Raw genomic sequence first — 24,971 nt, forward strand, 5'->3', positions numbered from 1 at the left:
GCTTCGGCTTGATTCATGTCGATTTGCTCCATTCTTGCGATGATGCTTCCGGCAGTCTACACCTTTTTTTATTCTGCCCCACCGCTCAAGATCCTGCACGCACAACCATTTCTCCATTTAGCGCCGAAAACACGACAAAGAGCGCCAAAGAATCTCCATAGCCTCCCGTTACGCCCGATACTACCCCCCGACGGGAAAAAGCCCGCCGCAGCCCTTTTGGATCACGGCGAGCCATATTCAAACCATTTTTTACCGCCTCTTTATCCCTTGCCGGGGGTCCAGCTCGGTCGACTCGCTCGCCATATCCTGGGGCAGCGGCGACGGTTCCCCCAGGTAGTAGCCCTGACCATACTCGATCCCCATCTCGCGGATGAGCCGCCAGATACGGTCGTTTTCTACATACTCGCTGATGGTCCGCTTGCCGAGGGAATGAACCAGTTGATTGATCCCTTTGACCAGCGCGTGGCGTTCAGGATCATGATCGATCGACCGGACGAAAGAGCCGTCGATTTTGATAAAGTCGACCGGCAGTTTGTTCAGGTAGGCGAAGGAAGAGTAGCCGCTTCCGAAATCATCGAGGGCAAAGCGACAACCTAGGCTCCGCAGCTTCTGCACCCACTGTTCCGCCGACATGAGATCCCGAACGGCAGCTGTCTCGGTGATCTCAAAGCCGAGCCGGCCGTGGATCGCCGGCGTGGTCTGGACAATCTCTTCGATGAAATTCAAGATCTCCTTATCGCCCAGGCTTTCCCCCGACAGGTTCACATAGAGCCGCAACTGAGGATTCTTCACCAAAAACCGGACCGCCTCGGCGACGACCCAGCGCTCAATGTCGCCCATAAGTCCAAAACTCTCGGCCACAGGGATAAAGGTGGCCGGCGGAATCAGCTTGCCGTCTCCGTCGCGCAACCGCAGCAGCGCTTCATAATGCTCGACAGCGCCGTCGGAACTGCGCACGACAGGCATGAAAAAAAGCTGAAACCTCCCCTCCCGGTCGGCGCCGCGGACGATCTGAATCAGGCGGCTCGTCTCTTCCAGGCGGGAAAACATGCGTTCGTTGGCATAGGCGACGACAACCTGGCTGCGCCCCGCCATCTTGGCCATATGTAAGGCTGCGCCGGCTCGGCTCAGGACCTGGCGGACATCCTGATGACCGTTAATCTCGGCGACACCGATGCTGACGGTGAAGCGCAGATCACATCCTTCCAGGACGGGACAAAGATCGCGCTCCTTGACAATGTGGCACAGGTTCAGCGCCACCTTTTCCGCTTCCGCTTCGGCCATCCCATGAAGCAACAGACCAAACTCGTCGCCGCTCAGCCGCGCCAGCACGTCATCGCGCCGGATCTGGCTCTTCAACAGCCTTGAAAGGTTGGTCAGCAGTCGGTCGCCCATGTCATGATCGAGCAGGTCGTTGACGAGATTGAATTTATCGACATCGATCAGCAGCAGAGAACTGACGGTTCCCTCCTTGGCCAGCCGCCGCGCCCGGGAAAGGGCGCCGTCAAAGTAATAGCGATTCGGGATCCCGGTCAGGTAGTCGTGGGTGGCGAGGTGCTTCAGGTGTTTTTCTGTCTCTTTCTGTTCGCTCAAGTCCCTGGCGACGCCGGCCACATAAAGCGGTTCCCCATCGACGCCGCAGACCAGCGAAGCGTTGACGCTGTACCATCGCCAACTGCCGTCAAGCTGCCGCAATCGGCACTCGGGACCTGGTCGGACAGTACCCAGGCGCTTGACCTTGCTGATAAAAGCCTTGACGGTTTCGAGATCTTCGGGATGAACCACATCGTTTAACGAACAGCCCAGCAGTCCGTCGAGATGACTGTTACGCCTGGCGGCGCCGGGCCAGATCCCTGTGAGCACCCCGTCGAGCGAACAGGTAAAAATGGCGTCAAAGGTGCTTTCCTGTATCGCACGCAATTCTTCTTCCGCAAATTGCACCAAATGACTGCTACCCTTGTTCACTTTGCCTTCAATCATGCGGATCATCCCCGGCAATATTATTTGTACCATCCCATTGACGTTGGCCCTTGCCGAACGACGCTAGTAAAGGCCGATAAAAAAGGACGGTGAAAGGCTAGTAAAAGCGTACCATAGCATGCCAGGTTTTGACTATATAATTTGACTATATAAATTAAAACAGCGCTAGCAGGTTTGAAATCTCCCCTTGTCGAATAAAACACCATAAAATGTCGATAAAGCGAGAAGTGTCGGACATGCGAGTAAAGAAGGTTAACTCACCCCTAGTCGCCGGATGGCACCGCATCACGATATGGCTTGCCTTTTGAGAGGAGCGATGGTTATGGGATTACGAACACGGTTGTTGCTATTTATCGTACTGCCCGTCATTATTGGGATCGGTTTAATCAGCATCTCCTCTTACTGGGGCGCCAAAACCGCCTTAGAGCATCAAATCCGCCAGACAATCGCCACGACGACAGAAGACACCAGACATGAGCTACAGGGCTGGCTGTTGGACAAGCAGTCGATCGTCTCAGCGCTGTCTCAATCCTTCAGCAGCAGCGGCATCAACTTGGAAGAACAGCGGCGTCACCTGGAAAGACTGCGTGCACTCCATCCTGGTTTGCGGGACCTGACGGTCACCTATGCAGACGGGCGCTTTGTCAGCGCCTCGGGCTGGACGCCCCCTGCCGGATTCGACCCGCGACAACAAGTCTCCTATCAATTAGGCAGCAAAGGGCAGGGAATCGGCTATACGGACATCTATGACGATGTCAAGACAGAGAGCGTCGTGATCAGTATTGTCGCGCCGATCACGGCTGGGGAACGATTCGTCGGCGTCGTGGCGGCAGACCTGGATCTAAAGGCCATCTACGCCCTGATCAGCGACAAAACAGTAGGCCAAACAGGCTATCCCTATGTGATCGATCGGAAAGGTTTTTTCATCGCCCACCCGTCGTTACAGCATACAGACAACCTCTTCACCATAGATGGCGGCGGCTTGGCGGAAGCCGCCAAGAGCTTCCTCGCCGGGGAACCGACCTTTGCGCAGCGTCCCTATAAGGGCGTAGAAAAGTTTTACTCCTCTTCCCCGATCGAAGTTAACGGCTGGGTGATTGTCACGTCCGTCCCTGTCAAAGAACTCTTCGCACCCGTCGATGCCCTAGCCGCTCGCACCTTAATGCTGAGCCTCATTACTGTGACCCTGCTGGCGCTGATCATCATCTTTGTTGCCAACGACATCACCGCTTTCCTGCGCAAACTGGCTGCCACGATGGAAGCGGTGGCGGCGGGCAATCTCACCGTCGACGAAGGCGAACTGCACCACTCGACAGCAGAGATGGGGGAACTGAAGAAGAACCTTTACGCCATGGCGGGCCAACTGCGGCAACTGGTCAAGGGCGTGTCTGACCTGGCCCAAGCGGTAGCCGCCTCAGCGGAAGAGTTGACAGCGAGCGCCGAGCAGTCCTCCGCCGCCGCCAACCAGATCGCCGAGTCGATCAGCGCCATCGCCACCGGCGCCGATGATCAGTTCAATTCGGTGAAATCGACGACGCACGTCGCCAGCCAGGTGGCCAAGGAGATCCAATCGGTATCCATCCGCGCCAAGACAGTGGAAGAAGCGGCTGAAAAGACGACCGTTGCCGCCAAAAAAGGCGGTCGGGCCGTCAAAGCCGTCATCAACCAGATGCACCGCATTGAAAACACCGTCACCGAATCAGGCGCGATGATCTCCAAGCTGAACGAGCGCTCCCAAGAGATCAACGAAATCGTCGCTACGATCCGCAACATCGCTGAACAGACCAACCTGCTCGCCCTCAACGCCGCCATTGAGGCCGCCCACGCCGGCGAGATGGGCCGCGGTTTCGCTATCGTCGCCGAGGAGGTTCGCAAACTGGCGGAAGAGTCGAAGGAGTCGACCCAAAAGATCACTGAGCTGATCCAGGCGATTCAAAAAGAGACGGAAGCCTCGGTGCACGCCATGTCCGTCGGCATCAATGAGGTCCACTCGGGAACGAAGGTCGCCCAGGCGGCCGGGCGCGAGTTCGGCATCGTGGAAAACCTGATCGACGAAGTGGAAAGCCAGTTCCGGGAGATCGCCGCCACTGTCCAGCAGGCTTCCGCCGGCGGTCAGGAGATCGTGGCCCAGATGGAGCATGTCGAGGCCATCGTCCGCGAAACGACGGGACAAACGCAGAACGCCGCTGCCTCAACGGAAGAGCAGTCGGCGTCGATGGATCAGATCGCCCTCTCGGCTGAGAGCCTGGCGCGGATGGCCGAAGCGTTGCAGGCGTCTGTGCAGCAGTTTCGGATTTAAGTATCCATTCTCTAAAATGATCTTTACATTATCCAAAATAATCGTAGAGGGATCGCATCGCCGCTGTCTCCGACTTTTCCAACGTGGGAGCAATGAAAGAAGCGGTCATACAGTTAAAATGGCAATTTTGGCCTACTCGTACCGCAACGCATCAATCGGATTCAAACTCGCCGCCTTCCGGGCCGGGTACACCCCGAAGACGACGCCGACGAGCATGGAGAAGAAAAAGGAGAAGAGCACTGGTGTCAAGGTCACTTTCGTCGTTAGGGCGGTAGCGCTGCCGATCAGTTGGGAGCCGCCGACGCCGATGATGATGCCGATGATGCCGCCGGCGAGGCTGAGGACGATGGATTCAATGAGAAACTGGCGCAGGATGGCGCCGCGGGTGGCGCCGATGGCTTTGCGGATACCGATCTCGCGGGTGCGCTCAGTCACTGATACGAGCATGATGTTCATGATGCCGATGCCGCCTACAATAAGGGAGATGGCGGCGATGCCGGCGAGCAATGCGGTCATGATGCCGGTGATCCCTTGGGCGGTGTTCAGGATCTGGGCCTGGGACGTGATGGAGAAGTCATTGTCTTCTCTGGTCGAGAGATTGTGCTGTATGCGCAGGGTCGACGCCACTTCCGCCTGGGCCTGGTCGATGACGTCGGTGGAGTGGGCGGAAACGTAGATGGTGTTGACCTTGGTCATGCCGAAGAGGCGGTTCATAGCCGTGGTGACAGGGACGAAGACGCGGTCGTCGTTATTGGTCATGCCGCCGCCCTGGCTCTCCAGGACGCCGACGATGGTGAAGGGGATCTGCTTGATCTCGATCTTCTGGCCGATGACGCCGGCGTCGCGGTCGCCGAAGAGGTTTTCCACTACGTTGACGCCAACGATGGCCACGTTGGCCTGGCCCTGAACCTCATATTTGTTAAAAAAACGTCCCGCTTTTAGTTCTGTGCGGCGAACGCGGGGATAGTCGGCGCTGGTGCCTTCGACGGTTGCGGCCATATTCTGGTTGCGGTAGACCAGCTGGGCCTGTCTGGTCACGCTGGGGGCGACGGCGAACACGGTGCGGAGCTTAGCGATGGCGTTGGCGTCTTCCAGCGTCAGGGTGTTCAAAGTGCCGGCGCCCATGTGGACGCCGCCCTGGGAGGCTTGGCCGGCGGTGACGATGAGGAGGTTGCTGCCGAGGCCCTGGATCTGGTCGGTGATGCTGCTGGAAGCGCCCTGACCGATGGCGACGAGGGTGATCACGGCGGAGACACCGATGATGATGCCGAGGGCTGTCAAGAAGGAGCGCATCTTGTTCACCTTGACGCTGCGAAAGGCGAGGCGGAACGTCTCCCCGATGTTCACGCGCAGGCCACCTCCTCGTTACTGATTTCTCCCTTCTCGACCTTCTGGTGACCGTCCTCACCCTTGCCTGCCTTCCCAATGCCGCTCTGCCCATTACCGCTTTCCCCGTTGCCGACTTTCCCATTGCCTGCTTCCGCGTTCCCCGTTTCTGCGTTCCCGGCCAAGCGGCGCTGAGTGACGGGGCTGTCTTCGATGATCTTGCCGTCGAGGAAGCGGACGATCCGCTTGGCATGTTCGGCCACTTCCGCTTCGTGGGTGACGACGATGATCGTCTTGCCGGCGTCGTTCAGCTGCTGGAAGATGCTCAGGATCTCGATGGTCGTCTTCGAGTCGAGTGCGCCCGTTGGCTCGTCAGCCAGCAGAATGACAGGATCGTTGGCCAAGGCGCGGGCGATGGAGACGCGCTGCTGCTGACCGCCGGAGAGTTCATTCGGCCTGTTGTGGATACGGTTGGCGAGGCCCACTGCTTCCAGAGCGGCCAGCGCCCGCCGGCGCCGGTCTTTGGCGCTGACGCCAGCGTAGAGCATAGGCAGTTCCACGTTTTCCACGGCTTCGGTCCGGGCGAGCAGGTTGAAGCTCTGGAAGATAAAGCCAATCTTTTTGTTGCGGATGTGGGCCAGTTCGTCATCGGAGGCTTGGGAGACGGCTTGACCGTCCAGGTAGTATTCGCCGCGGGATGGCTTGTCCAGGCAGCCGATGACGTTCATCATTGTCGACTTGCCTGAGCCTGAGGGACCCATGATGGCGACAAACTCACCCTCATGGATCTCCAGGCTGACGCCCCGCAGCGCCCGGATCTCTTGATCACCGATGCGGTAGTGCTTTTCAATGTCTTCGAGGCGGATGACCGGGTTCATGACTACTTCCCTCCTCCGGTTTTGGCGGCGGCAGCGCCGTTCGACTTGGCCGCTCCGAAGTTGAAAGCGCCGGTGGAGGTTTTTTTCTCCGTCGAGGTGATGGAGATAGCATAGCGCTCGCCTTCGCTGAGGCCTGCGACGATCTCCACCCGATCTGTCGAGAAGAGACCGGTGACGACAGGACGGAAGACAGGGGACGTTTTTTTGCTGGCGAGGCTGTCCTGAGCGGGTTGATCACCGGGATCAACCTGACCGCTCAGCACAGTATCGGGCGACACATAGACGCCGGTGACGCCGTCATGCTCCTTCAAGGCCTGGGTAGGGACGAAGATGACCTTTTGGTGGGACCCCGTGGTGATGGTGACGTTTGTCGTCATGCCCGGCTTCAGGAGCCCTTCGGCGTTATCGACAGAGAGTTGCACATTGTAGCTGGTGACGCCGTTGGTCGTGACCGCCTCGGGGTAGACCATGAGCACGGCGCCTTTGAAGGTCTTGTCGGGATAGGTGGAGACGGTGAACTCGGCCGGCTGGCCGCTTTGGATCTTGCCTACGTCGCTCTGGCTGATCTGGGCCATCACCTGCAGGTTGTCGCTGTTGGCGTCATTGAGGACGACGAGAGGCGTCGCAGCGGAGGGCAATTCGCCCACATTGCCGTTCACCTGAGCGACGATGGCGTCGATCGGGGCCGTCAGTTTCAGGTTATTGAGGGCCACCTCCTGCTGACGGAGCGCAGCCTGAGCCTGAGCGACCGACGCCTGGGCGGCGGTGATGGCGGCGCTGTCCGGCGGGGCCAGGGTCTGGTTGAACTGGGCCACTGTGGTCTTGTAGGCTGCTTCGGCCTGATCGAGGCTGTTTTTTGCCTGGTCCAGTTGGGCCTTAGCTTGGTTGCGGTTTTCATAGTTCTGCTGAGCATAGGTCAACGCCTCTTTGGCGGCATTGTGGCTGGCCTGGGCTTGATCGACCGAGGCCTGGGCTTGTTTGACGGTGGCCTGCATCTGGGCGAGGACGTTGGCATCCGGCCCCGCCTGCAGGTCGGCCAGTTGCTTCTGAGCGTTGGCCAGGTTGACCCTCGACTGATTGTAGGAGGACTGGGCTTGGTGGTAAACCGATTCGGCCTGGCGAATGACGGCCGTGTTGGCTGTCGGCAACCCATCAGGGCCGATGGGTCCCGGCGTGGCGTAGGCGTCGTTCAACTGAATGCGGGCGTTGTTCAACTGATCCTCGGCGATGACCAACAGCCTTTCAGCCGCCTCAACGGCGGTCCGGGCGGCGTTCAAGGTTGCCTCAGATGGTCCGGCCTGGGCGGCGGAGAGTTTGGCTTGGGCGGCTTCTAAACCGGCCTGGGCGTTGCGCAGTTGGATAGCCGTCGTATCGACCTGGTTCTGGGCGTTGACGACAGCCTGCTGAGCGGCGCTGCGGTCGTTGTAAAGAATCAATTGGTTTTCATAGGCCTGCTTCGCCCCGTCCCAAGCGGCTTTCGCCTTGTCCAGGTTGGCCTGCTGGAGGGCGATGGCCTCTGCCGTGGCGCCGCGGCGGGTCTGTTCCAACTTAGCCTGGGCCGAGGCGACGTTGGCCTGGGCGCTGGCGACCTGGGCGCGGGCGTTGGCGTCATCGAGGGTAGCCATCGTCTGGCCGGCTTGGACGCGGTCGCCCACCTTGACAGCGACGGAAGTCAGCCGTCCGCCGGCGGTGAAGCTCAGTTTGATCTGCTGGGGCGTCTGAATCGTGCCGGAAGCGGAGACGGTTTCGGTCACATCTCCCCGTTCAACGACGCTGTACTGGACAGCCTGCGCCTTTTCCCGTGCAGCCGACTCGCGCGCATAGTATCCGTATCCGGCTCCTGAGAAGACGATCACGGCCAGCGCGGCGGCGATCGCCTTTTGTCTCGGTGTGGACATCAGGCATTACTCCTAACTTTGCTTTCGATTTTGCTTTTGATTTCCTGTGATTTATTGTAATCCCTATCGATACAATGCTATTGTACTATTCGGTGCAATCAGCAGCCAGCGCTGTCTTTTCGGTAAAACAACCACTGCTCTCCAGGAAAGGAAAACATTATACAGATGGTTGCAAAAGTCACGGCCATTTGTATCCTAAGAAAAACATTGAGATAACCAGAGAGATTCCTTGCTAGCGGGCAAGAAGCTTGCCTCCGCCTGCGCCGATTGTCTCCAGCAGCCTGAATTCCCCCATCCGACGCTTCCTTGCGCTGTTCCGTCCATGGAACGGTCCGAAAAAATCGTTTACAATAGGGATTAAGAGCAACCTCGACTCAATACATTGATATCACACTGGTCATTTTGGTTGTTCTTTTATGATCCCACTTTGTTGTTCTATCAACGGGCGTACAACGAACTGCTTTGTTCCTTCTCAAGTGCTGGCATCACCGTCGTTGTCCGTCTTCCCCATGGCAAAAGGAGAGGAAAAAACTACTTGGGTAAGCAAGCAGTTGCCTTGCTGAAACAGGCCAACTACACAGCGCTTCAGAGCGCACTCGGAAACTATCTTCTCGCCTTGCTCAAATGGGTTGCTTTCATGGCGACCGGTTCCACGGCCATGCAAGCCGAAGCGGTCCACAGCTTCAACGATGGTTCCGCCCAGGCGGCCGTCTTCACCGGATCCGTCTTCGCCGCCCGCAAGCCAACGTCCACCTTTCCCAACGGTTTCGGACGGCTATCCAATCTGATCGTTCTCTTTGTCGCCCTTTTCATGGCCTACAACGCCCTGCGCACCATCCAATCGGCCTACGGCGCCATGCTGCACCCCCACCCCGTTTCCGGCTTCTGGTGGAACCAGGCCGTCCTTTTCGCATCGCTGCTTGTGGATGGCTTCGTCCTCTACCAAGCCATGAAAGACATCGGCCGAGAGGCCGAATCGGATGCCCGGGGCTTCGCCCTGATCCGCCTGTCTTTCTCCAAGTACCACCTGGCTTCGCCGGAAACGCGCCTCGTCTTTTTTGAAGACCTTCTGGCCACGGTCGCCATCGTCATTGCCAGTTCTGGCATCACCGCCGCACACCTTGGCGTCGCCCCGTGGGGCGATGGGTTGGCTGGCCTGTGCATCGGTGTCCTGCTGTTCGGGATCGCCCTAAAGATCGCCTGGGAGAACGTCAAGGGCCTCATCGGTTATACGGCGCCGGAGGAGGTAGTTGACGAGATCGGCGAGGCGATCATGGAGGTAGAGGGCGTCGAGGATCTCTACGAACTGGACGTCGTTCAGGAAGGTTCCTACCTTGATGTGGACGGCACGATTGAATTGCCTGAAGACATGTCTGTCTCCGAAGCGGAAGACGTGAAATATGAGATCCAACGCCGCCTCAAAAAGATCTACCCCAACATCCACAACGTGACCCTGAGCGTTCATGAAAATGACGCCTTGAGCCGCTGGGGATCCCGCGAGTATGTCCGACTGCGCCGAAAAGTCCATCCAGTCGCGGCGCCCGTTGACGAAGAAACAAATATGCACAATGTGCAACCCTTCAAAAAGCGTGCTTGGAGCGCCAAAACCGCCAGGGCGAAGGTGCCCCGCCCTTCCGAGACGGCCGGCCTGAAGGTGTCCCCGATGCCTGCCGCCACCGCCTCCGCTGTTTCTAACTGTGAAAACAACAAAGACACCGTGGCCGCCAGTTGATCTGCTTCCCCCACTCGTTCTTCCTGCGCAAGCAGGAGGAGCGTTTTTTTTTGTATTGCCCTTTTCTTTTTTTATTGCCTATTCCATCATTGCTTGCGACCGTCGGACCATGAAAGTTTTCTGGAGGACCTTTCCTGCCTTAAAGGGCTGCGCCGGCACATAAGCCTGTTATCAGGAGGTGACGGTGATGAAATTTATCGGCAAGGACGGCGCCTACATCGGAAAGCAGGTCCTCTTGCGCAGCCGTGACGACGATAAGCGGCGTCTGCTCTACGATCTCGATGGTGAGCTGGAAGGCCTTGAAGAAAAGAATCGAGTAGGAGGGGGTGATTAACCCCCGTCCTCTCACACCACCGTACGTACCGTTCGGTATACGGCGGTTCATGCTGGTTGACGATGAGATTGGTATGTTTCGACTAAACTGACTAAGCCCTGTTCCCGCCAGTAGGCGAGGCCAAGGGCTTTATTCATTTGCGGGGTCAAGGACAGACGCCAATATCCTTTTCGTGAGCCGCTGATGTTGCATGCCCATTCCTCCGGGATCCCCAACGCCACTAAGTTTCGTCTTCGTGTCTTCGGGCGCTTCCATTGCTTGAGCAGGCACATCCGCAGTCGTCGGCGAAGCCACTCATCCAACTCTTTAAGTACGCTTGGCGTGTCAATGAGTCGAAAGTAGCCCATCCAGCCTTTCAGGTATTGGTTGAGGGTGACCAGTCGGTCCTCCATCGCAATGCTTCGGTTCCGCCCAGTGAACTGGCGGATCTTCTCTTTCACCCGTTTCACCGTTTGGGGGGCGAGCCGAATCTTTGCTGCCTTATGCCACGTAAATGAAAACCCCAGAAACTTTCGGTTCCAGGGTCGGTCGACTGCGCTTTTCTCCCAGTTGACCTGCAGTTTTAACCGCCCCTCCAGAAACTTTGCCATACCCTCCATCACTCGTTGCCCTGCCCGTCGACTGCGGACGTAGACGTTACAGTCGTCGGCGTACCGGCAGAAGCGATGTCCCCGGCTTTCCAGTGCCTTATCCAAATCATCCAGGATGATGTTCGCCAGCAAAGGGCTGAGTGGACCTCCCTGGGGTGTTCCTTCCTCGCTCTTCACACGAATCCCGTTGAGCATGACCCCGGCCTTGAGGTATTCTCGGATCAACTTCAAGATTCGTTTGTCCTTCACCTTGCGCGCTACGCGCGCCATGAGAATGTCGTGATTGACGCGATCAAAGAACTGGGCCAGGTCCATGTCAACCACCCATCGGTAGCCGTCGGCGATGTATTCCTTCGCTTTCTTCACCGCTTGGTGCGCACTCTTTCCCGGACGAAATCCGTAGCTGTTCGTGGAAAAGTCAGGGTCGAAGATCGGCATCAGGATCTGGTTCAGGGCCTGTTGGATCAGTCGATCGACGACAGTGGGAATGCCCAGCTTCCGTGTTCCGCCTTGGGGTTTGGGAATTTCAACCCGCCGGACCGGTTGCGGTCGATAGGTCCCCTCCAACAATTCCTGTTTAATGCGCGACCATTCCTCTTTTAGGTACGGGCGCAGGGATTCTAGCCCCATACCGTCGATTCCGGCCGCGCCTTTGTTGGCCATGACTCGCTTATACGCTTCCGTCATGTTCCCTCGTTCGACGACTTTCTCCATCAGATCATACGTCTCTTCGCGGGGTTGCTTCGCTTCTTGTGCCGGTAACGCGCTCGGCACTCCACCGGTCCCCTGCGGATTCACCGCTTCCTCCCGTTGGCAGTTCCCTTTCGGGATATTCGGCTGTCTCTGCGCGTCACGCGAACGCATCGTCGCTTCCCCTTCCATCATGTTCGGTCCTTCATCTGGCCGGACGTCGGGCCAGCCTACTATGACCTCTGCTGACTCCTGCCGGTTCAGCCACGCCTTTCGGCGTGGTTTCCCAAGTTACTTGGTCCCCCGGCAGGCCTCCCCGGGTAAGAACGTTGCCTTTCCCTCCATCTACCCGCCCCATTTACTCTCGGCAGCCTTCGGTGACAAGGACTTCGCTTTGTTCGGCAAGCTCATCCAACTGCCGCTAGCCTCACCTGGGGTTCGTGGTCCTCGGGCCGGAGGTTTGCCGCTGGCTTCCTTCAGATTCCGCCTCGCGGCGGACACCCTTGCCTTAAGCTAACGCCTACTGCCACCTTCGGCGTTCGGGACTTCCACCCTAGAGACAACGCCCATGCCGGGCGCACCGAATTTCCGCCATCACGACGACGAAGGAAGGATTGCCGAACCAACCAGTCGATAACCATTCCCCCCAAGCCGCTATCGGCTTGGGGTCTGTTGTTTTGTTCGTCTTCATCTCCCTCTGGGGGCGTAAACTTTTCTAAGCCCATTTACATGGCCTGAAGCGCCGGCAGGGAGGCCTTTGCGATGACTTCTTTCAAAGGCATCTTAGAATCCCGCCTTTTGCTCATCCGACGGAGAAGGCTCTTTCTCGTGATCGGCATCGCTGCTTTGCTGATCGCGATTGTCTGCCTCTACGCCCATCTTCATCTCCCCGTTCTCCCGCCGGGGCCAGCGCCGGACAAACTGCCGCTCGAAGGAAAGAAAATCCTGATCGATGCAGGCCACGGCGGGATCGACAGCGGAACAAACACCAAGGAAGGCTACCTGGAGAAGACCGTCAACCTGGAGATGTCCATAATCCTAAAGCCCCGCTTGGAAGCGCTGGGGGCCAAGGTCCTGCTCAGCCGCGAGAGCGATGTCGATCTTAGCGGCTTGGCGCCTGACCACCCACAGCGCTACCGGACTGATCTGGCCAACCGTGTCCGCTGGGCCAACGATGAAGAGGGCGATCTGCTCTTGAGCCTGCACATCAATTCGGCCCGCGATCCCCAGATGCGCGGCGCCATCCTCCTCTACCATCCCAAAACACCCTTTACGGACCAGTCGAAGGAACTGGCCCACACCCTACAGAAAGAGTTAAACAGCTTTTACGCCCACTATGCCAAAGAGGGCGAGATATACCGCCACCAGCCTTATGGCGGCGACTTTTTCGTTCTCGAGTACGTCAAAATGCCGTCGGTTATCGTCGAAATGGGCTTTATCACCAATTACCAAGACCGGGCGCTCTTTCTAAAAGCCGACTTTCGCAACGCCCTCGCCCAGAAGATCGCCGATGGTGTTGTCAAGTACATCAACCAGGAACTGGTAAAGAAGACCTTCTTTGAATGGTTGTGGCCGAGACGGGGACATCTGCGCGACGATAGTCCCGGCGAAAGCGCCGCTGATATGGTCTTCGCTCCTGGGCAGCCGGTTCCCATCGCGCAAGACCATGATTGCCTATAAATGGATTATGAATTTCCTCATTGTGATAGAAGGAGCAATCGCTATGCTGTCGAAATATCGTAGAAATAGTCGTGTTGCGCGCCGGTGATGACCGGTTTGCTTTTTTAAGGAGTGTGAGCCCATGATTCTCACCGAAAAAACAGCGGTGGAGCTTACAGAGTTTATCCACCGGCAGACAGGCTATCACTCGATTGTCTGTGACACCACAGGCCGCATCATCGCTGATTCCAGCCATACTCGCGTAGGGAATATGCATGCCGGTTCGAAGCGAATCATGACAACCGACATCGATACGATCGCCATTACGGAGGAAGATGAGATCAACTCCGGGGGCGCTGTGAAGGTGGGCATCAATCTCGCTGTCAAGGTGGACGGCGTTAAGATCGGCACCTTCGGCATCGGTGGCAAGCTGGAGTTGGTGACGCCCGTTGCCAAGGTGGCCTCGGGGCTGTTAGCAAAGATGCTTCACGATGAAGAGATGAAATCGACACTGCAAACGGTCATCGGAGAAATCACGGAGTCGCTGGAACGGGCCATGGCGGCGGTCGAGCAGATCACGGCCTCGTCGCAGGAACTGGCCGCGAACAGCCAGTCCCTAGCCAACGTCACCGTCGAAACGCTGGAACATGTCAAGGCGACAACCAACATCATCGGTTTCATTCAGCGCATCGCCAACCAGACGAAACTGCTCGGCCTCAACGCCTCCATCGAAGCGGCCCGGGCCGGCGAGCAAGGGCGAGGATTCGCGGTGGTGGCGAACGAGGTGCGCAAACTGGCTGAGGAAAGCGGCGGTTCGGCCCGCGAAATCAATGCCCTCTTAAGCCAGTTCAAAGGAAACATTGAAAAGGTTTCCGACGGGGTCATGCAAAACAGCACTGTTGCCGAAGAACAGGCGCGAGCCACCCAGGACATCGCCGGCATGGTCGAGGTGCTCAATGAAGCCGGAAGAAAGCTCGCCGAATTGGCGGAAAAATTGTAGCTCAACGGGCCTGTCCCGCACCTGAAGAAAGCCTCTGACCGCCCTACCGCAGCGGCTTTCCGGTAACGAAAAAGCCGGCTGAGCTGCCGGCTTTTTCTCATCTCGCTGTATTCCTTTATGAGACTGTTTACGCTTTATTGCAAGGGATTTCGTCATGACCCGTCATATTGATGTAACGTCGTGATCCCGGTATCTGTTCGTGATTCCCGTATCTGTCCGTCGTCACATCGGCCTCGACGGCTCTGAGATTTCACCGAGGGCGTCACCGGCTTCATTGCGGTAGATGTTCGTCACGGCCAGGTCGCCAAGCGAGACGATGCCGACCAGCCGGTCGTTTTCAATGATAGGCAGGCGCCGGATCTGCCTGTCTGACATCAAGTCGGCGGCAGCATGGATGTCCATGTCCGGCGTGCCGGTGATCGGGTCTTTTGTCATCGCGGACTGAATGGTCGTGCCGCGGGGATCCATTCCTTTGGCGACGACGCGTAGGACGATATCCCGGTCGGTGATGATGCCGACACACTTCTGACCTTCCACGACAGGGACTGCGCCGACATTGAGCCGCATCATGATCTTGGCGGCCTCGATGATGGTTTCGTCAGGCCGCACGGCCGAGACGCTGCGGGTCATGATCTCACGCAGAGGACGCAATCTGCCATCCCTCCTTCGATTCGCTTTCGAAGGTTAGGATGGCTTTTTTTGCGGCTTTCATGCCTGCCAGTTCTTTCGGCCCTTTGGAGCCGGGCAGGAAACAGTCGGGTCCGTCGCTGAACAGACCTTTGTCAGTCGCCGCTGCGACGCCGTTATTGCAATCGTTCCAGGGCGCGGCGTCCGATGTCCCTGCGGAACTGTAGGCCATCAAAATGGATCCGTTCCACCTGTCGGTAGGCCAGGTCGATGGCTTCGCCGATGGTCGGCCCCTTTGCTGTCACGGCGAGAACGCGTCCGCCTGCCGTGACGATCTGGTCTTCCTTGGCGGCAGTGCCGGCGTGGAAGACCTCGACACCAGGCAGCGCATCGTCCAGTCCGGAGATGGCCTTGCCTTTTTCGTAGTCCCCCGGATAACCGCCGGCGGCCATGACGACACAGACGGTGGCGTCGCTGCTCCACTCGATCGGCTGCTCTTCGAGGCGGTTTTCCAGGATCGCCTCGATGACATCGACCAGGTCGGTCTGCATGCGCATCAGCACCGGTTGTGTCTCGGGATCGCCGAAGCGGGCGTTGTATTCGAGCACCTTCGGCCCCTGAGCGGTCACCATCAGTCCGGCATAGAGGACGCCGCGGTAGGGCCGCCCCTCGGCTTTCATCGCCTGGATGGTGGGCAGCAAGACAGTCTTCTCGACTTCACGCGCCAGTGCTTCCGTGTAGACAGGGGCAGGCGAATAGGCGCCCATGCCGCCTGTGTTCGGTCCCTGGTCACCATCGAAGATGCGCTTGTGGTCCTGGGCGGACACCATGGGGAGCACATGGTCGCCGTCGGTGAAGGCCAAGATGCTCACTTCTTCGCCTTCTAAGAACTCTTCGATGACGACGCGCCGTCCGGCGTCACCGAAGGCGTTGCCCTTAAGCATGGAGCGGACGGCCTCCTTCGCTTCGGCCACATCGGCGGCGACGATGACCCCCTTGCCTGCTGCAAGGCCGTCAGCTTTAACGACACAGGGGCAGCCTGCTTCGACCGGACGGGCGGCAGCCAGTTTGTCGATAAACTGGAAGGCAGGCTCGATCTCGGTGAAGACACCGTAAGCGGCTGTCGGGATGTCGTATTTCCGCATCAGATCCTTGGCGAAGGCTTTGGAGCCCTCGATCTCCGCCGCCTTTTTTGTGGGGCCGAAGATGGGCATCTCGTGGTCATTGAAGACATCGACGATGCCGGCCGACAGGGGCGCTTCCGGTCCGACGACAGTCAAGTCGATGCGCTTTTCCCAGGCGAAGGTCAAGATGCCGGTCACGTCATCGGCTTTGATGTCGACGCAGTGGGCGATCCGGGCGATCCCGGCATTGCCGGGGGCACAGTAGACTTCGGCCACGCGGGGGCTCTGTTTCAGTTTCCAGACGAGGGCATGTTCCCGTCCGCCGCCGCCGACGACGAGGACTTTCAATCCAGTGGCTTTTAATTGTCTCACCTTCAGCCCCCCTTAGTGCTTGAAGTGGCGCATCCCGGTGAAGACCATGGCGACGCCAAGACGGTTGCAGGCTTCGATCGATTCAGCGTCACGAACCGAGCCGCCTGGCTGGATGATGGCGCGGATCCCATAACGGGCAGCCGTTTCCACCGTATCTTTAAAGGGCAGGAATGCGTCAGAGGCGAGGACGGCGCCTTGCGCTGGGTTGTTGTGATCGACGCTGTCGCCGCCGAAGGCCCGCGAGGCTTTCGCCTGTTCGAGGGCGATCTGGGCCGAGCCGACGCGGTTCATCTGGCCGGCACCGACGCCGATTGCTACGCCGTCTTTGGCGATGACGATGGCATTGGACTTGACGTGCTTGACCACCTTCCAGGCGAAGAGGAGGTCGGCCAGTTCCCCTTCTTCCGGCGCCCGTTCGGTGACGACCTGGATCTGCTCAGCAGTGACGTCGCCCAGGTCGGCCTCCTGGACGAGGAAACCGCCGCGGATCTTCTTCACATCGGCTGTCGCCGGGGCGCTGTCAGCGAGGGGCCCTGTTTCCATGATGCGCAGACCTTTTTTCTGCTGAAGGATCTCCAGGGCAGCTTCATCAAAGGACGGCGCGATGACGGCTTCCATGAAGGTCTTGACGACCTCATTGGCGGTGTCGGCGTCGACGGCGACGTTGAAGGCGATGATGCCGCCAAAGGCGGAGACCGGATCGGCGGCAAAAGCTTTTTCATAAGCCTCTTTTAATGTGGCTGCGACGGCGACGCCGCAGGGATTGTTGTGCTTGATGATGGCGGCGGCAGGCCGGTCGAATTCGCGAACCAGTTCCAGGGCGGCGTTCAGGTCGAGGAGGTTATTGAAGGACAGTTCCTTGCCCCAGCGTTGTTTCGCCGTTCCGGCACCGGCCCCCCGGTAGCCCCTTTCGCGGTAGAAGGCAGCCTTCTGGTGCGGGTTTTCGCCGTAGCGCAAATCCTGCACTTTTTCCACCTTGCCGGGGGCGAAGATGCCGGCGAAGGGGTCGTCGTCGCCTGCTTCAGCCGCCAGGTAAGCGGCGATGGCGGCGTCATACTCGGCTGTATGGGCGAAGGCTTCCCGGGCCAAGGCGCGACGGGTCGCTTCCGAGACGACGCCGTTCTGTTGCAGTTCGGCCAATACGGTGGCGTACCGGTCAGGGTTGACGATGATGGCCACCGACTCGTGGTTTTTCGCCGACGCCCGAACCATGGCCGGTCCGCCGATGTCGATGTTTTCAACGGCCTCTTCACGGGTTACGCCCGGCTTGGCGACGGTCTCGCGGAAGGGGTAGAGGTTGACAGCCACCACGTCGATGGGGACGATGGCGTGGGCCTCCAATTGGGCGAGGTGCTCCGGCGTCCGGCGGGCCAGGATGCCGCCGTGAACCTTGGGATGGAGCGTCTTGACACGGCCGTCAAGGATCTCGGGAAAGCCGGTGATCTCGGTCACATAAGTGACGGGAACGCCGGCGGCCTTGATCGTCTGATATGTACCGCCGGTGGATACAATTTCAAAACCGAGATCGGCCAAGCCCCGGGCGAAGTCCACGACGCCGGTCTTATCGGAGACGCTGATGAGGGCGCGACGGTTCATGGTTTACCTCCCTGATTTCAGTTCAAAAAATATGCCGGAAAGGCTCCCAAAGACTGCAAAGGGATTCGAAGGTTGAGAACAAAGGACTGAACGGGCCCTGCAGAATGATCTGACCTTGCCAGAAAAACCGGCGCTACTCGATGATCACCCGCCGGCCCTCGATCCGTAGCCGGCCTTCGGCCAAAAGTTGCAAGGCCTCCGGCAGGATACGGTGTTCTTCCTTTAAGATGCGGGCCGCCAGGGTGTCTTCATTGTCGTCGGGGTGAACGGGAACGACAGCCTGGAGGATGATCGGTCCCGAATCAAGCCCCTCATCGACAAAATGGACGGTGCAACCGGAAAAGCGCACGCCGTAGTCAATAGCCTGGCGATGGCCATGCAACCCGGGAAAGGCCGGCAACAAGGTCGGATGGATATTGATGATCCGCCCCGGAAAAGCGTCGAGCAACGCTGTCGTGATCAGCCGCATATAGCCGGCCAGCAGCAGCGTGTCGGCGCCGGCGCTTTTCAACAGTTCCGCCGCCTTGCGGTCATAGTCGAGCCGCTGAGGATACTCCGACGGCGGCAGGTGAACGGCCGGAATGCCCCGCAACGCCGCCCGCTCCAGCGCCGGAGCGTCCTGACGGTTGGAGAGGACCATGACGACCTGGGCATCGAGGCGGCCGGCATCGATGGCGTCGAGGACGGCCTGCAGGTTGGAGCCGCGTCCGGAGGCGAGGACGCCGAGCTTCAATGTCATTCGCCCTTCCCCCGCTCCCAAGCCATGAGGCCGCTGTAGACAACGTCAGGCGCGGCTTCGGCGCCCCGGGCGCTCGGCTCGATCACGCCGATACGGTGACAGGTTTCCCCCATCGCCGCCAAGATATTGACAGCTTGGTCTGCCTCTTCCGGGGAGACGACGAGGATGAAGCCAACGCCGCAGTTGAAGGTGCGCAGCATCTCGGCACCGGCTATATTCCCCTTGGCCTGGAGCACGGTGAAGACGGGCGGCACGGGCCAGCTGCCCAGTTCAATCGCAGCCTGGGTTCCCGCCGGCAGGACGCGGGGGATGTTCTCCGTCAAGCCGCCGCCGGTGATATGGGCCATGCCTTTGACGGCCACCTTTTCCAGCAACGCAAGGACCGGTTTGACATAGATGCGCGTCGGCGTCAGCAGTTCCTCGCCGACGGTTTTGCCGAGTTCGGGCAAGAAGGTGTCGACGCTGTGGCCGGCATGGTCGAAAAAGACCTTGCGGGCCAGCGAGTAACCGTTGCTGTGCAATCCGGACGAAGGGATAGCCAGCATTACGTCACCGGGACGAATCGCTGAGCCGTCGATCAGCTTTTTGCGATCGGCTACGCCGACGCAAAAACCGGCCACGTCATAGTCTTCTTCGGCGTAAAAGCCGGGCATCTCGGCCGTCTCGCCGCCGATGAGGGCGCAGCCGGCTTGGCGGCAGCCTTCCGCTACACCAGAGACGATGGCGGCCACCTTTTCGGGAACCAGTTTGCCGACAGCCAGGTAGTCGAGGAAAAAGAGCGGCTCGGCGCCCTGAACAAGGATGTCGTTAGCGCACATGGCTACACAGTCAACGCCGATCGTGTCATGGCGGTCCATCAACATGGCCACGCGCAGCTTGGTGCCGACACCGTCGGTGCCGGAGACGAGGATCGGTTCTTCATACCTGCCGACGTTGAGGGCGAAAAGGCCGCCGAAACCGCCGATGTCGGTGAGCACTTCGGGCCGAAAGGTGCTCCGGACCTGGCCTTTCATCAGTTCGACGGCTCGGTTGCCGGCGGTGATGTCGACGCCTGCCTGGGCGTAGGTCAAGCCTGCCTGTTTTTGTTGCTCCGTCATGGGTACCTCCTAGCAGCCGCAGCCTTCCATGGCGTACTTGTCTAAGCCGATGGGGATTTCGATGGGGTAACTACCGCAGAAGCAGGCCATACAGTAGTTATCATCGGCGATGTGGGGGTTCTGTTCCGTCATGGCCCGCAGGAGCCCTTCCCGGGAGAGGTAGTGCAGGCTTTCGGCGCCGATCATCTCGCAGATCTCCTCAATCGTCTTGGTGGCCGCCACCAGTTCCTTGCGGACCGACGTGTCGATGCCGTAATAACAAGGGTGGGTGATCGGCGGCGATGAGACGAGCATGTGCACTTCTTTCGCCCCGGCGTGGCGCAGCATTTGGACGATCTTGCCGCTCGTGGTGCCGCGGACGATGGAGTCGTCAATCATGATCACCCGCTTGCCTTCCACCGCCTTGGCGACGGCGTTCAGCTTTAAGCGCACCGACTGAGCGCGGATCTCCTGAGTGGGCTGGATGAAGGTACGTCCTACATAGCGGTTTTTCATCAAGCCCTGGTCAAAGGGGATGCCCGATTCCTGGGCGTAACCGATGGCGGCCGCCGTGCCTGAGTCGGGAACGCCGATGACGATGTCGGCGTCGATCTTGCACTCCAGGGCCAGTTGGCGGCCCATGGCCCGGCGGGCCTGGTTGACGCTGATGCCGTCGATGACCGAGTCGGGACGGGCAAAATAGATGTATTCAAAGATGCAGGCAGCCCGGCGCGGCTGGGTCAGCGCCTTGAGAGAGACGAGGCCATTTTCGTCGATGGAGATGATCTCGCCCGGCTCGATGTCGCGGACGAAATCGGCGCCCAGGGTATCCAGGGCACAGGACTCAGAGGCGATCACATAGGCGTCGCCCAGGCGGCCCAGGCAGAGGGGGCGGACGCCGTGGGGGTCGCGCACCGCCAGCAGCCGCTTTTCCGTCATGACCAGCAGCGAGTAGGAGCCTTTGATATCGATCATCGTCTTGATCAGGGCTTCTTCCAGGGAGGACTGGCCGTAGCGGGCCAGCAGGTTGACGACCACTTCGGTGTCGGTCGTCGTCTGGAAGACGGCGCCGGTGACGGCCAAGTTGTGACGCAGCTCTGCCGCGTTGGTCAGGTTGCCGTTGTGGGCCACCGCCATCATGCCCTTGCTGTAACGGAAGATCAAGGGCTGGGCATTGGCAAGCAGGCTCGATCCGGTCGTCGAGTAGCGCACATGGCCGATGGCCACATCCCCTTGCAGTTCCTTGAGCTTGCGTTCGTCAAAGGCTTCCGTGACCAGGCCCATCCCCTTGTGAAAGAGGATCGCCCGTTCATTGCCTACGGCGATGCCGGCGCTTTCCTGCCCGCGGTGTTGCAGGGCGAAGAGGCCGAAGTAGGCCAACCGGGCCACGTCTTTTCCGGGCCCATAGATCCCGATTAGTCCACACTCTTCCTCCATCTTGTCCCAAGGAAGATCGTGGGTGCGTTCATATGACATGATAGGCCTCCCGCCGGTGGTTTTAGTTGGACAAGGGTTCAATCTCACAGCTGAAGGCTTCCAAGACCTCATTGATCAACCGCTGGCGGCAGAAGTCTTCCGCCTGCCGCCTCGCCGCCTCCGCATCATCTGTATCGAGGAGGAACTCGACGTAGCGACCGATCCGCAGGCCGGCAGGTAGGACCGGACTGTTCTGCGCCGATGACGGCGCCGTCACAGCCGGCAAGGCCGACTTGCCCGGCGCTGTCGTCTCAAACGCAGCCAGCTTGTCGCCAGCCTCCCTGAGCCGCTGTTCGAGGGCATCCCTTTGCGGATCGCAAAAGCCGGCTTTGACGGTGATGATGATCTTCGCTTTAAACATGGGCTACCCCTTCAGCTTGCCCTCCAACCGGTTCAGGATCTCCCGGTAGGCCTCTTCAAGGCCACCCATGTCGCGGCGGAAACGGTCTTTGTCCAGTTTTTCTCTGGTCCGGCTGTCCCAGAAACGGCAGGTGTCGGGCGAGATCTCGTCACCTAGGAGCACCTCGCCATTGTGGAGACCAAACTCCAGTTTGAAGTCGACGAGGTCGATGTTCAAACCGGCCAGGAATTCCTTGAGGATCTCGTTGACCTTGAGCGCGATGGCTTTGATGACGTCCATCTGTTCCGGCGTGGCCCACTCCATAGCGGCGATGTGGTATTCGTTGATCATCGGGTCGCCGAGGGCGTCATCTTTGTAATAAAACTCGAGGACCGGCTTGGCCAGCGGCGTGCCTTCCGGCTGGCCGACACGCTTGGCCAATGAGCCGGCAACGATGTTGCGGGCAACCACTTCGACGGGGATGATCTGCAGGGACTTGACGAGCATCTCCCGGTCGTTGATCAGCTCAACGAAGTGGGACGGAACGCCTTGCTTGGCCAAGTATTGAAAAAAGAGGGCCGAGATGCGGTTGTTGAGGACACCCTTGTTTTCGATCTCCGCCTTCTTTTCGCCGTTGAAGGCGGTCGCCGAGTCCTTGTACTCAATCCAGTAGATATCAGGGTTTTCGGTCCGGAAGACCTTTTTGGCTTTTCCTTCGTAAATCTGCTCCAGTTTGTTCAATTCGGGCATGCTCTGAACTCCCCTTTCTAATTTTTGCGCAACCTTGCCGCCTATTGTCGCTTTTTCTTTGCCGGGCTTATGGGGATACGCTTTTACCACCTTTGGAACCGGGCTTGTTTTTGATTGCCGATCGCCTCACAGACCGACCCGCTTGAAGAGGGTGTCCACGTGCTTGATATGGTAGTCGTAATCAAAGAGGCCTTCCACTTCGGCAGGGCTCAGTTTTCCCATGATCTCGCTGTCTTCGAGGACGAGTTCCTTGAAGGGCCGCTTGACTTCCCAGGCCTTGAGGGCGTTGCGCTGAACCCAGTGGTAGGCCGTCTCGCGAAGGACGCCCTTGTCGACGAGGGCGAGCATGACCCGCTGGCTGTTGACGAGGCCGAGGGTTTTTTCCAGGTTCTTTTGCATGTTCTCCGGGAAGACGTTCAGGTTGGCGACGATATCGATCATCTTGGTCAGCATGTAGTCGAGGAGGATCGTCGAATCGGGGATGATGACGCGCTCCACCGAGGAGTGGGTGATATCCCGCTCATGCCAGAGGGCCACGTTCTCCAAGGCCGCCAGGGCGTTGCCGCGGAGCACCCGGGCCAGGCCGGCGACGCGCTCCGAGGTGATCGGGTTTTTCTTGTGGGGCATGGCCGAAGAGCCTTTTTGACCTTTGGAGAAGGCCTCTTCCACCTCATGGATGTCAGTGCGCTGCAGATTGCGCAGTTCCGTGGCGAACTTGTCCAGCGACGAGCCGATGACAGCCAAGGTGGTCATGTACTCGGCATGGCGGTCCCGTTGGATAACCTGGGTGGAGATGGGGGCGGGACGGAGGCCCAGCTTGCGACAGGCGTACTCTTCGACGAAGGGATCGATCTGGGCGAAGGTGCCCACCGCGCCGGAGATGGCGCCCACGCTGATCGTGTCGATGGCGTGGTTCATCCGCTTGATGCAGCGGCCCACCTCGTCATACCAAAGGGCCAGCTTAAGGCCGAAGGTGACCGGCTCGGCGTGGATGCCGTGGGTGCGACCGACCATGACGGTGTACTTGTGCTCGATGGCCCGCTCGCCGATGACCTCGCGCAGCTTTTTCAGCTTCTGGAGGATGATCTCGCCGGCCTCGCGCATCTGCAAGGACAGAGCGGTGTCGAGCACGTCCGAGGAGGTCATGCCCATGTGGATGTATTTCGATTCCTCGCCGACATACTCGGCCACGTTAGTGAGGAATGCGAGCACGTCGTGTTTGGTTACTTCTTCGATCTCGAGGATGCGCTGGACGTTGAAATCAGCCTTGTCGCGGATGGCTTCAAATGCCTCCTGGGGAATCTTGCCCAAAACGGCCAAGGCTTCGCAGGCGGCCACCTCTACATCCAGCCATTTGCGAAAACGGTTTTCGTCGGCCCAGATGGCCCCCATTTCTTTGAGTGTGTAACGTTCGATCATCCCTGTACCCTCCCTGATTTCTGCGCCGTCCTGCATCTGGAGAAGACGGTCTTGCCTGTATGGCGCTGTGATTTGGCAAAAAGCAAAGCCCGGGCAGATAGATTCCCGCCTTGCCAATGCAAGGAACCTATCCGCCTGGGCTTTTCTCCCTCCGGTGTAAAAAGGGCAAACATCATCGGTTGACCCCTTTTTGCAGCGCTCGGTCCAGGCCGTTGCACGCGGAACCCTAAGCTGCACTTCCCTCAAGTTTTGAAAAAGGATCGCTCAATCCCAGACTCTATTATATCCTAAAAAACCGGTCTCGGCTCCCCCAAATTTGCATCTTTCTTTTCGACTTGGCGGACCATTTTTTCCTTATAGGCCTTAAACTTCTCCCGCAGGTGGGGGTGTTTACCGCCGAGAATCTGGACGGCCAGCAATCCGGCGTTTTTGGCGCCGTCGACGGCCACCGTCGCCACGGGGACGCCAGGGGGCATCTGGGCGATGGAGAGCAGGCTGTCCCAGCCGCGAAGGGCGCCCGATTGGAGGGGAACGCCGATGACAGGCAGGACGGTGAAGGCGGCGATGACACCGGGCAGGTGGGCTGCCATGCCGGCGCCGGCGATGAGCACCTCGATGCCGCGCTCTTCAGCCGTCTGGGCGTAGCGGGCGGCGCGATCAGGCGTGCGGTGGGCCGAGGCGACGATCATTTCGGACTTGACGCCGAATTCCTCGAGGACTTCGGCGGCGTCTTTCATGACCTTCAGGTCAGAGTCGCTGCCCATGATGATGCCGACGAGGGGTTTGTCGTTTCGCTGGCTCATTGGTATCCTCCCTATGTTTGTCGCCCCGGATTGGGGGCGTTAATCGCTTTCATTACAGTTGGTTTTTGCTATTATTTGCAACCCGTCTGCTTTGTCGCGGGTTGGCCAGGGCCGGGCGCTAAGAGCTCCGCTCAAACCGCGCCCGACCCTAGCCAACCCTGGACGTTCAAAGGGGATTCAATCCTAACCAAAGGGTTTCAGTACTAACATAAAACCCCACAGCCCAATAGACTCGTCCCTTCGCTTAATCGGTTTTTTCCTAT

21 protein-coding genes (1 of these 21 cut by a window edge) are annotated in these 24,971 nt (G+C 58.9%); 5 read left to right on the forward strand and 16 right to left on the reverse strand.

The window, feature by feature from the left end; genetic code table 11:
* Window positions 1–17, reverse strand: partial view of an MFS transporter gene (locus HM1_RS14050; protein ID WP_012284064.1) — the beginning only. It extends 1,195 nt beyond the left edge of the window; only the first 17 of its 1,212 coding nucleotides appear in the window; it begins with the start codon at window positions 15–17; its stop codon lies off the left edge, out of view.
* 232 nt (window positions 18–249) lie between these two features.
* Window positions 250–1,980, reverse strand: coding sequence for a putative bifunctional diguanylate cyclase/phosphodiesterase (locus HM1_RS14055; RefSeq protein ID WP_012284065.1), 1,731 nt, complete (start codon window positions 1,978–1,980; stop codon window positions 250–252).
* Between the two features lie 322 nt (window positions 1,981–2,302).
* On the opposite strand from HM1_RS14055, the gene HM1_RS14845 reads away from it, so the two are divergent.
* Entirely contained in the window at window positions 2,303–4,279 is a 1,977-nt protein-coding gene (locus HM1_RS14845; protein WP_187147787.1) for a methyl-accepting chemotaxis protein, read from the forward strand.
* Window positions 4,280–4,411: 132 nt separating this feature from the next.
* On the opposite strand, the gene HM1_RS14065 is transcribed toward HM1_RS14845, so the two are convergent.
* From HM1_RS14065 to HM1_RS14850, 3 genes are read right to left on the reverse strand one after another with little or no spacing between them, the layout of a single operon-like run.
* Window positions 4,412–5,626, reverse strand: coding sequence for an ABC transporter permease (locus tag HM1_RS14065; RefSeq protein WP_012284067.1), 1,215 nt, complete (start codon window positions 5,624–5,626; stop codon window positions 4,412–4,414).
* A complete protein-coding gene (locus tag HM1_RS14070; RefSeq protein ID WP_012284068.1) occupies window positions 5,623–6,483 on the reverse strand; it encodes an ABC transporter ATP-binding protein in 861 nt (286 codons plus the stop codon). The genes HM1_RS14065 and HM1_RS14070 overlap by 4 nt, the downstream gene beginning before the upstream one ends.
* 2 nt (window positions 6,484–6,485) lie before the next feature.
* Window positions 6,486–8,381 (reverse strand): efflux RND transporter periplasmic adaptor subunit, encoded by a 1,896-nt coding sequence (locus HM1_RS14850; protein WP_012284069.1) that lies wholly within the window; start codon window positions 8,379–8,381, stop codon window positions 6,486–6,488.
* 535 nt (window positions 8,382–8,916) lie between these two features.
* Here HM1_RS14850 and HM1_RS14080 point away from each other — a divergent pair.
* Together HM1_RS14080 and HM1_RS15875 are read left to right on the forward strand one after the other, a co-directional pair.
* Window positions 8,917–10,113, forward strand: coding sequence for a cation diffusion facilitator family transporter (locus tag HM1_RS14080; RefSeq protein WP_049754200.1), 1,197 nt, complete (start codon window positions 8,917–8,919; stop codon window positions 10,111–10,113).
* Window positions 10,114–10,300: 187 nt separating this feature from the next.
* On the forward strand, window positions 10,301–10,447 hold the full coding sequence (locus HM1_RS15875; RefSeq protein WP_187147788.1) for a hypothetical protein: 147 nt from the start codon (window positions 10,301–10,303) through the stop codon (window positions 10,445–10,447).
* Window positions 10,448–10,494: 47 nt separating this feature from the next.
* On the opposite strand, the gene ltrA is transcribed toward HM1_RS15875, so the two are convergent.
* Window positions 10,495–11,922, reverse strand: a complete 1,428-nt coding sequence (gene ltrA, locus HM1_RS14085) for a group II intron reverse transcriptase/maturase (protein WP_012281204.1) — start codon at window positions 11,920–11,922, stop codon at window positions 10,495–10,497.
* 567 nt (window positions 11,923–12,489) lie between these two features.
* Here ltrA and HM1_RS14090 point away from each other — a divergent pair.
* Both HM1_RS14090 and HM1_RS16480 read left to right on the forward strand, forming a co-directional pair.
* Complete coding sequence (locus HM1_RS14090; protein WP_012284074.1) at window positions 12,490–13,407, forward strand: N-acetylmuramoyl-L-alanine amidase family protein; 918 nt, start codon at window positions 12,490–12,492, stop codon at window positions 13,405–13,407.
* A gap of 121 nt (window positions 13,408–13,528) precedes the next feature.
* Window positions 13,529–14,386 carry a methyl-accepting chemotaxis protein gene (locus HM1_RS16480; RefSeq protein WP_012284075.1) on the forward strand — a complete coding sequence of 286 codons (858 nt, stop codon included), beginning with the start codon at window positions 13,529–13,531 and terminating at the stop codon, window positions 14,384–14,386.
* 222 nt (window positions 14,387–14,608) lie between these two features.
* Here the strand turns inward: HM1_RS16480 and HM1_RS14100 are convergent, their stop codons facing one another.
* The 10 genes from HM1_RS14100 to purE all read right to left on the reverse strand — a co-directional run bounded on the left by HM1_RS14100 (window position 14,609) and on the right by purE (window position 24,708).
* On the reverse strand, window positions 14,609–15,037 hold the full coding sequence (locus tag HM1_RS14100; RefSeq protein ID WP_012284076.1) for a CBS domain-containing protein: 429 nt from the start codon (window positions 15,035–15,037) through the stop codon (window positions 14,609–14,611).
* A 152-nt stretch (window positions 15,038–15,189) separates the two neighbouring features.
* On the reverse strand, window positions 15,190–16,485 hold the full coding sequence (gene purD, locus HM1_RS14105; RefSeq protein ID WP_041314082.1) for a phosphoribosylamine--glycine ligase: 1,296 nt from the start codon (window positions 16,483–16,485) through the stop codon (window positions 15,190–15,192).
* Between the two features lie 36 nt (window positions 16,486–16,521).
* Complete coding sequence (gene purH, locus HM1_RS14110; protein WP_012284078.1) at window positions 16,522–18,105, reverse strand: bifunctional phosphoribosylaminoimidazolecarboxamide formyltransferase/IMP cyclohydrolase; 1,584 nt, start codon at window positions 18,103–18,105, stop codon at window positions 16,522–16,524.
* Between the two features lie 133 nt (window positions 18,106–18,238).
* Complete coding sequence (purN, locus tag HM1_RS14115) at window positions 18,239–18,844, reverse strand: phosphoribosylglycinamide formyltransferase (RefSeq protein ID WP_012284079.1); 606 nt, start codon at window positions 18,842–18,844, stop codon at window positions 18,239–18,241.
* Window positions 18,841–19,941: a phosphoribosylformylglycinamidine cyclo-ligase gene (gene purM, locus HM1_RS14120; RefSeq protein WP_012284080.1), complete on the reverse strand. Its 1,101-nt coding sequence runs from the start codon at window positions 19,939–19,941 to the stop codon at window positions 18,841–18,843. The genes purN and purM overlap by 4 nt, the downstream gene beginning before the upstream one ends.
* Before the next feature lie 9 nt (window positions 19,942–19,950).
* Window positions 19,951–21,396 (reverse strand): amidophosphoribosyltransferase, encoded by a 1,446-nt coding sequence (purF, locus tag HM1_RS14125; protein WP_012284081.1) that lies wholly within the window; start codon window positions 21,394–21,396, stop codon window positions 19,951–19,953.
* Between the two features lie 22 nt (window positions 21,397–21,418).
* The gene (locus HM1_RS14130; RefSeq protein WP_012284082.1) at window positions 21,419–21,757 is read right to left on the reverse strand and encodes a phosphoribosylformylglycinamidine synthase subunit PurS; all 339 of its coding nucleotides are present in this window, start codon (window positions 21,755–21,757) and stop codon (window positions 21,419–21,421) included.
* A 3-nt stretch (window positions 21,758–21,760) separates the two neighbouring features.
* Window positions 21,761–22,477: a phosphoribosylaminoimidazolesuccinocarboxamide synthase gene (purC, locus tag HM1_RS14135; protein WP_041315691.1), complete on the reverse strand. Its 717-nt coding sequence runs from the start codon at window positions 22,475–22,477 to the stop codon at window positions 21,761–21,763.
* A gap of 135 nt (window positions 22,478–22,612) precedes the next feature.
* Window positions 22,613–23,905 carry an adenylosuccinate lyase gene (gene purB, locus HM1_RS14140; protein ID WP_012284084.1) on the reverse strand — a complete coding sequence of 431 codons (1,293 nt, stop codon included), beginning with the start codon at window positions 23,903–23,905 and terminating at the stop codon, window positions 22,613–22,615.
* A gap of 287 nt (window positions 23,906–24,192) precedes the next feature.
* The gene (purE, locus tag HM1_RS14145; protein ID WP_012284086.1) at window positions 24,193–24,708 is read right to left on the reverse strand and encodes a 5-(carboxyamino)imidazole ribonucleotide mutase; all 516 of its coding nucleotides are present in this window, start codon (window positions 24,706–24,708) and stop codon (window positions 24,193–24,195) included.
* Between the last annotated feature and the right edge of the window lie 263 nt (window positions 24,709–24,971).

It is taken from the genome of Heliomicrobium modesticaldum Ice1 (assembly GCF_000019165.1).
Lineage (GTDB): Bacteria > Bacillota > Desulfitobacteriia > Heliobacteriales > Heliobacteriaceae > Heliomicrobium > Heliomicrobium modesticaldum.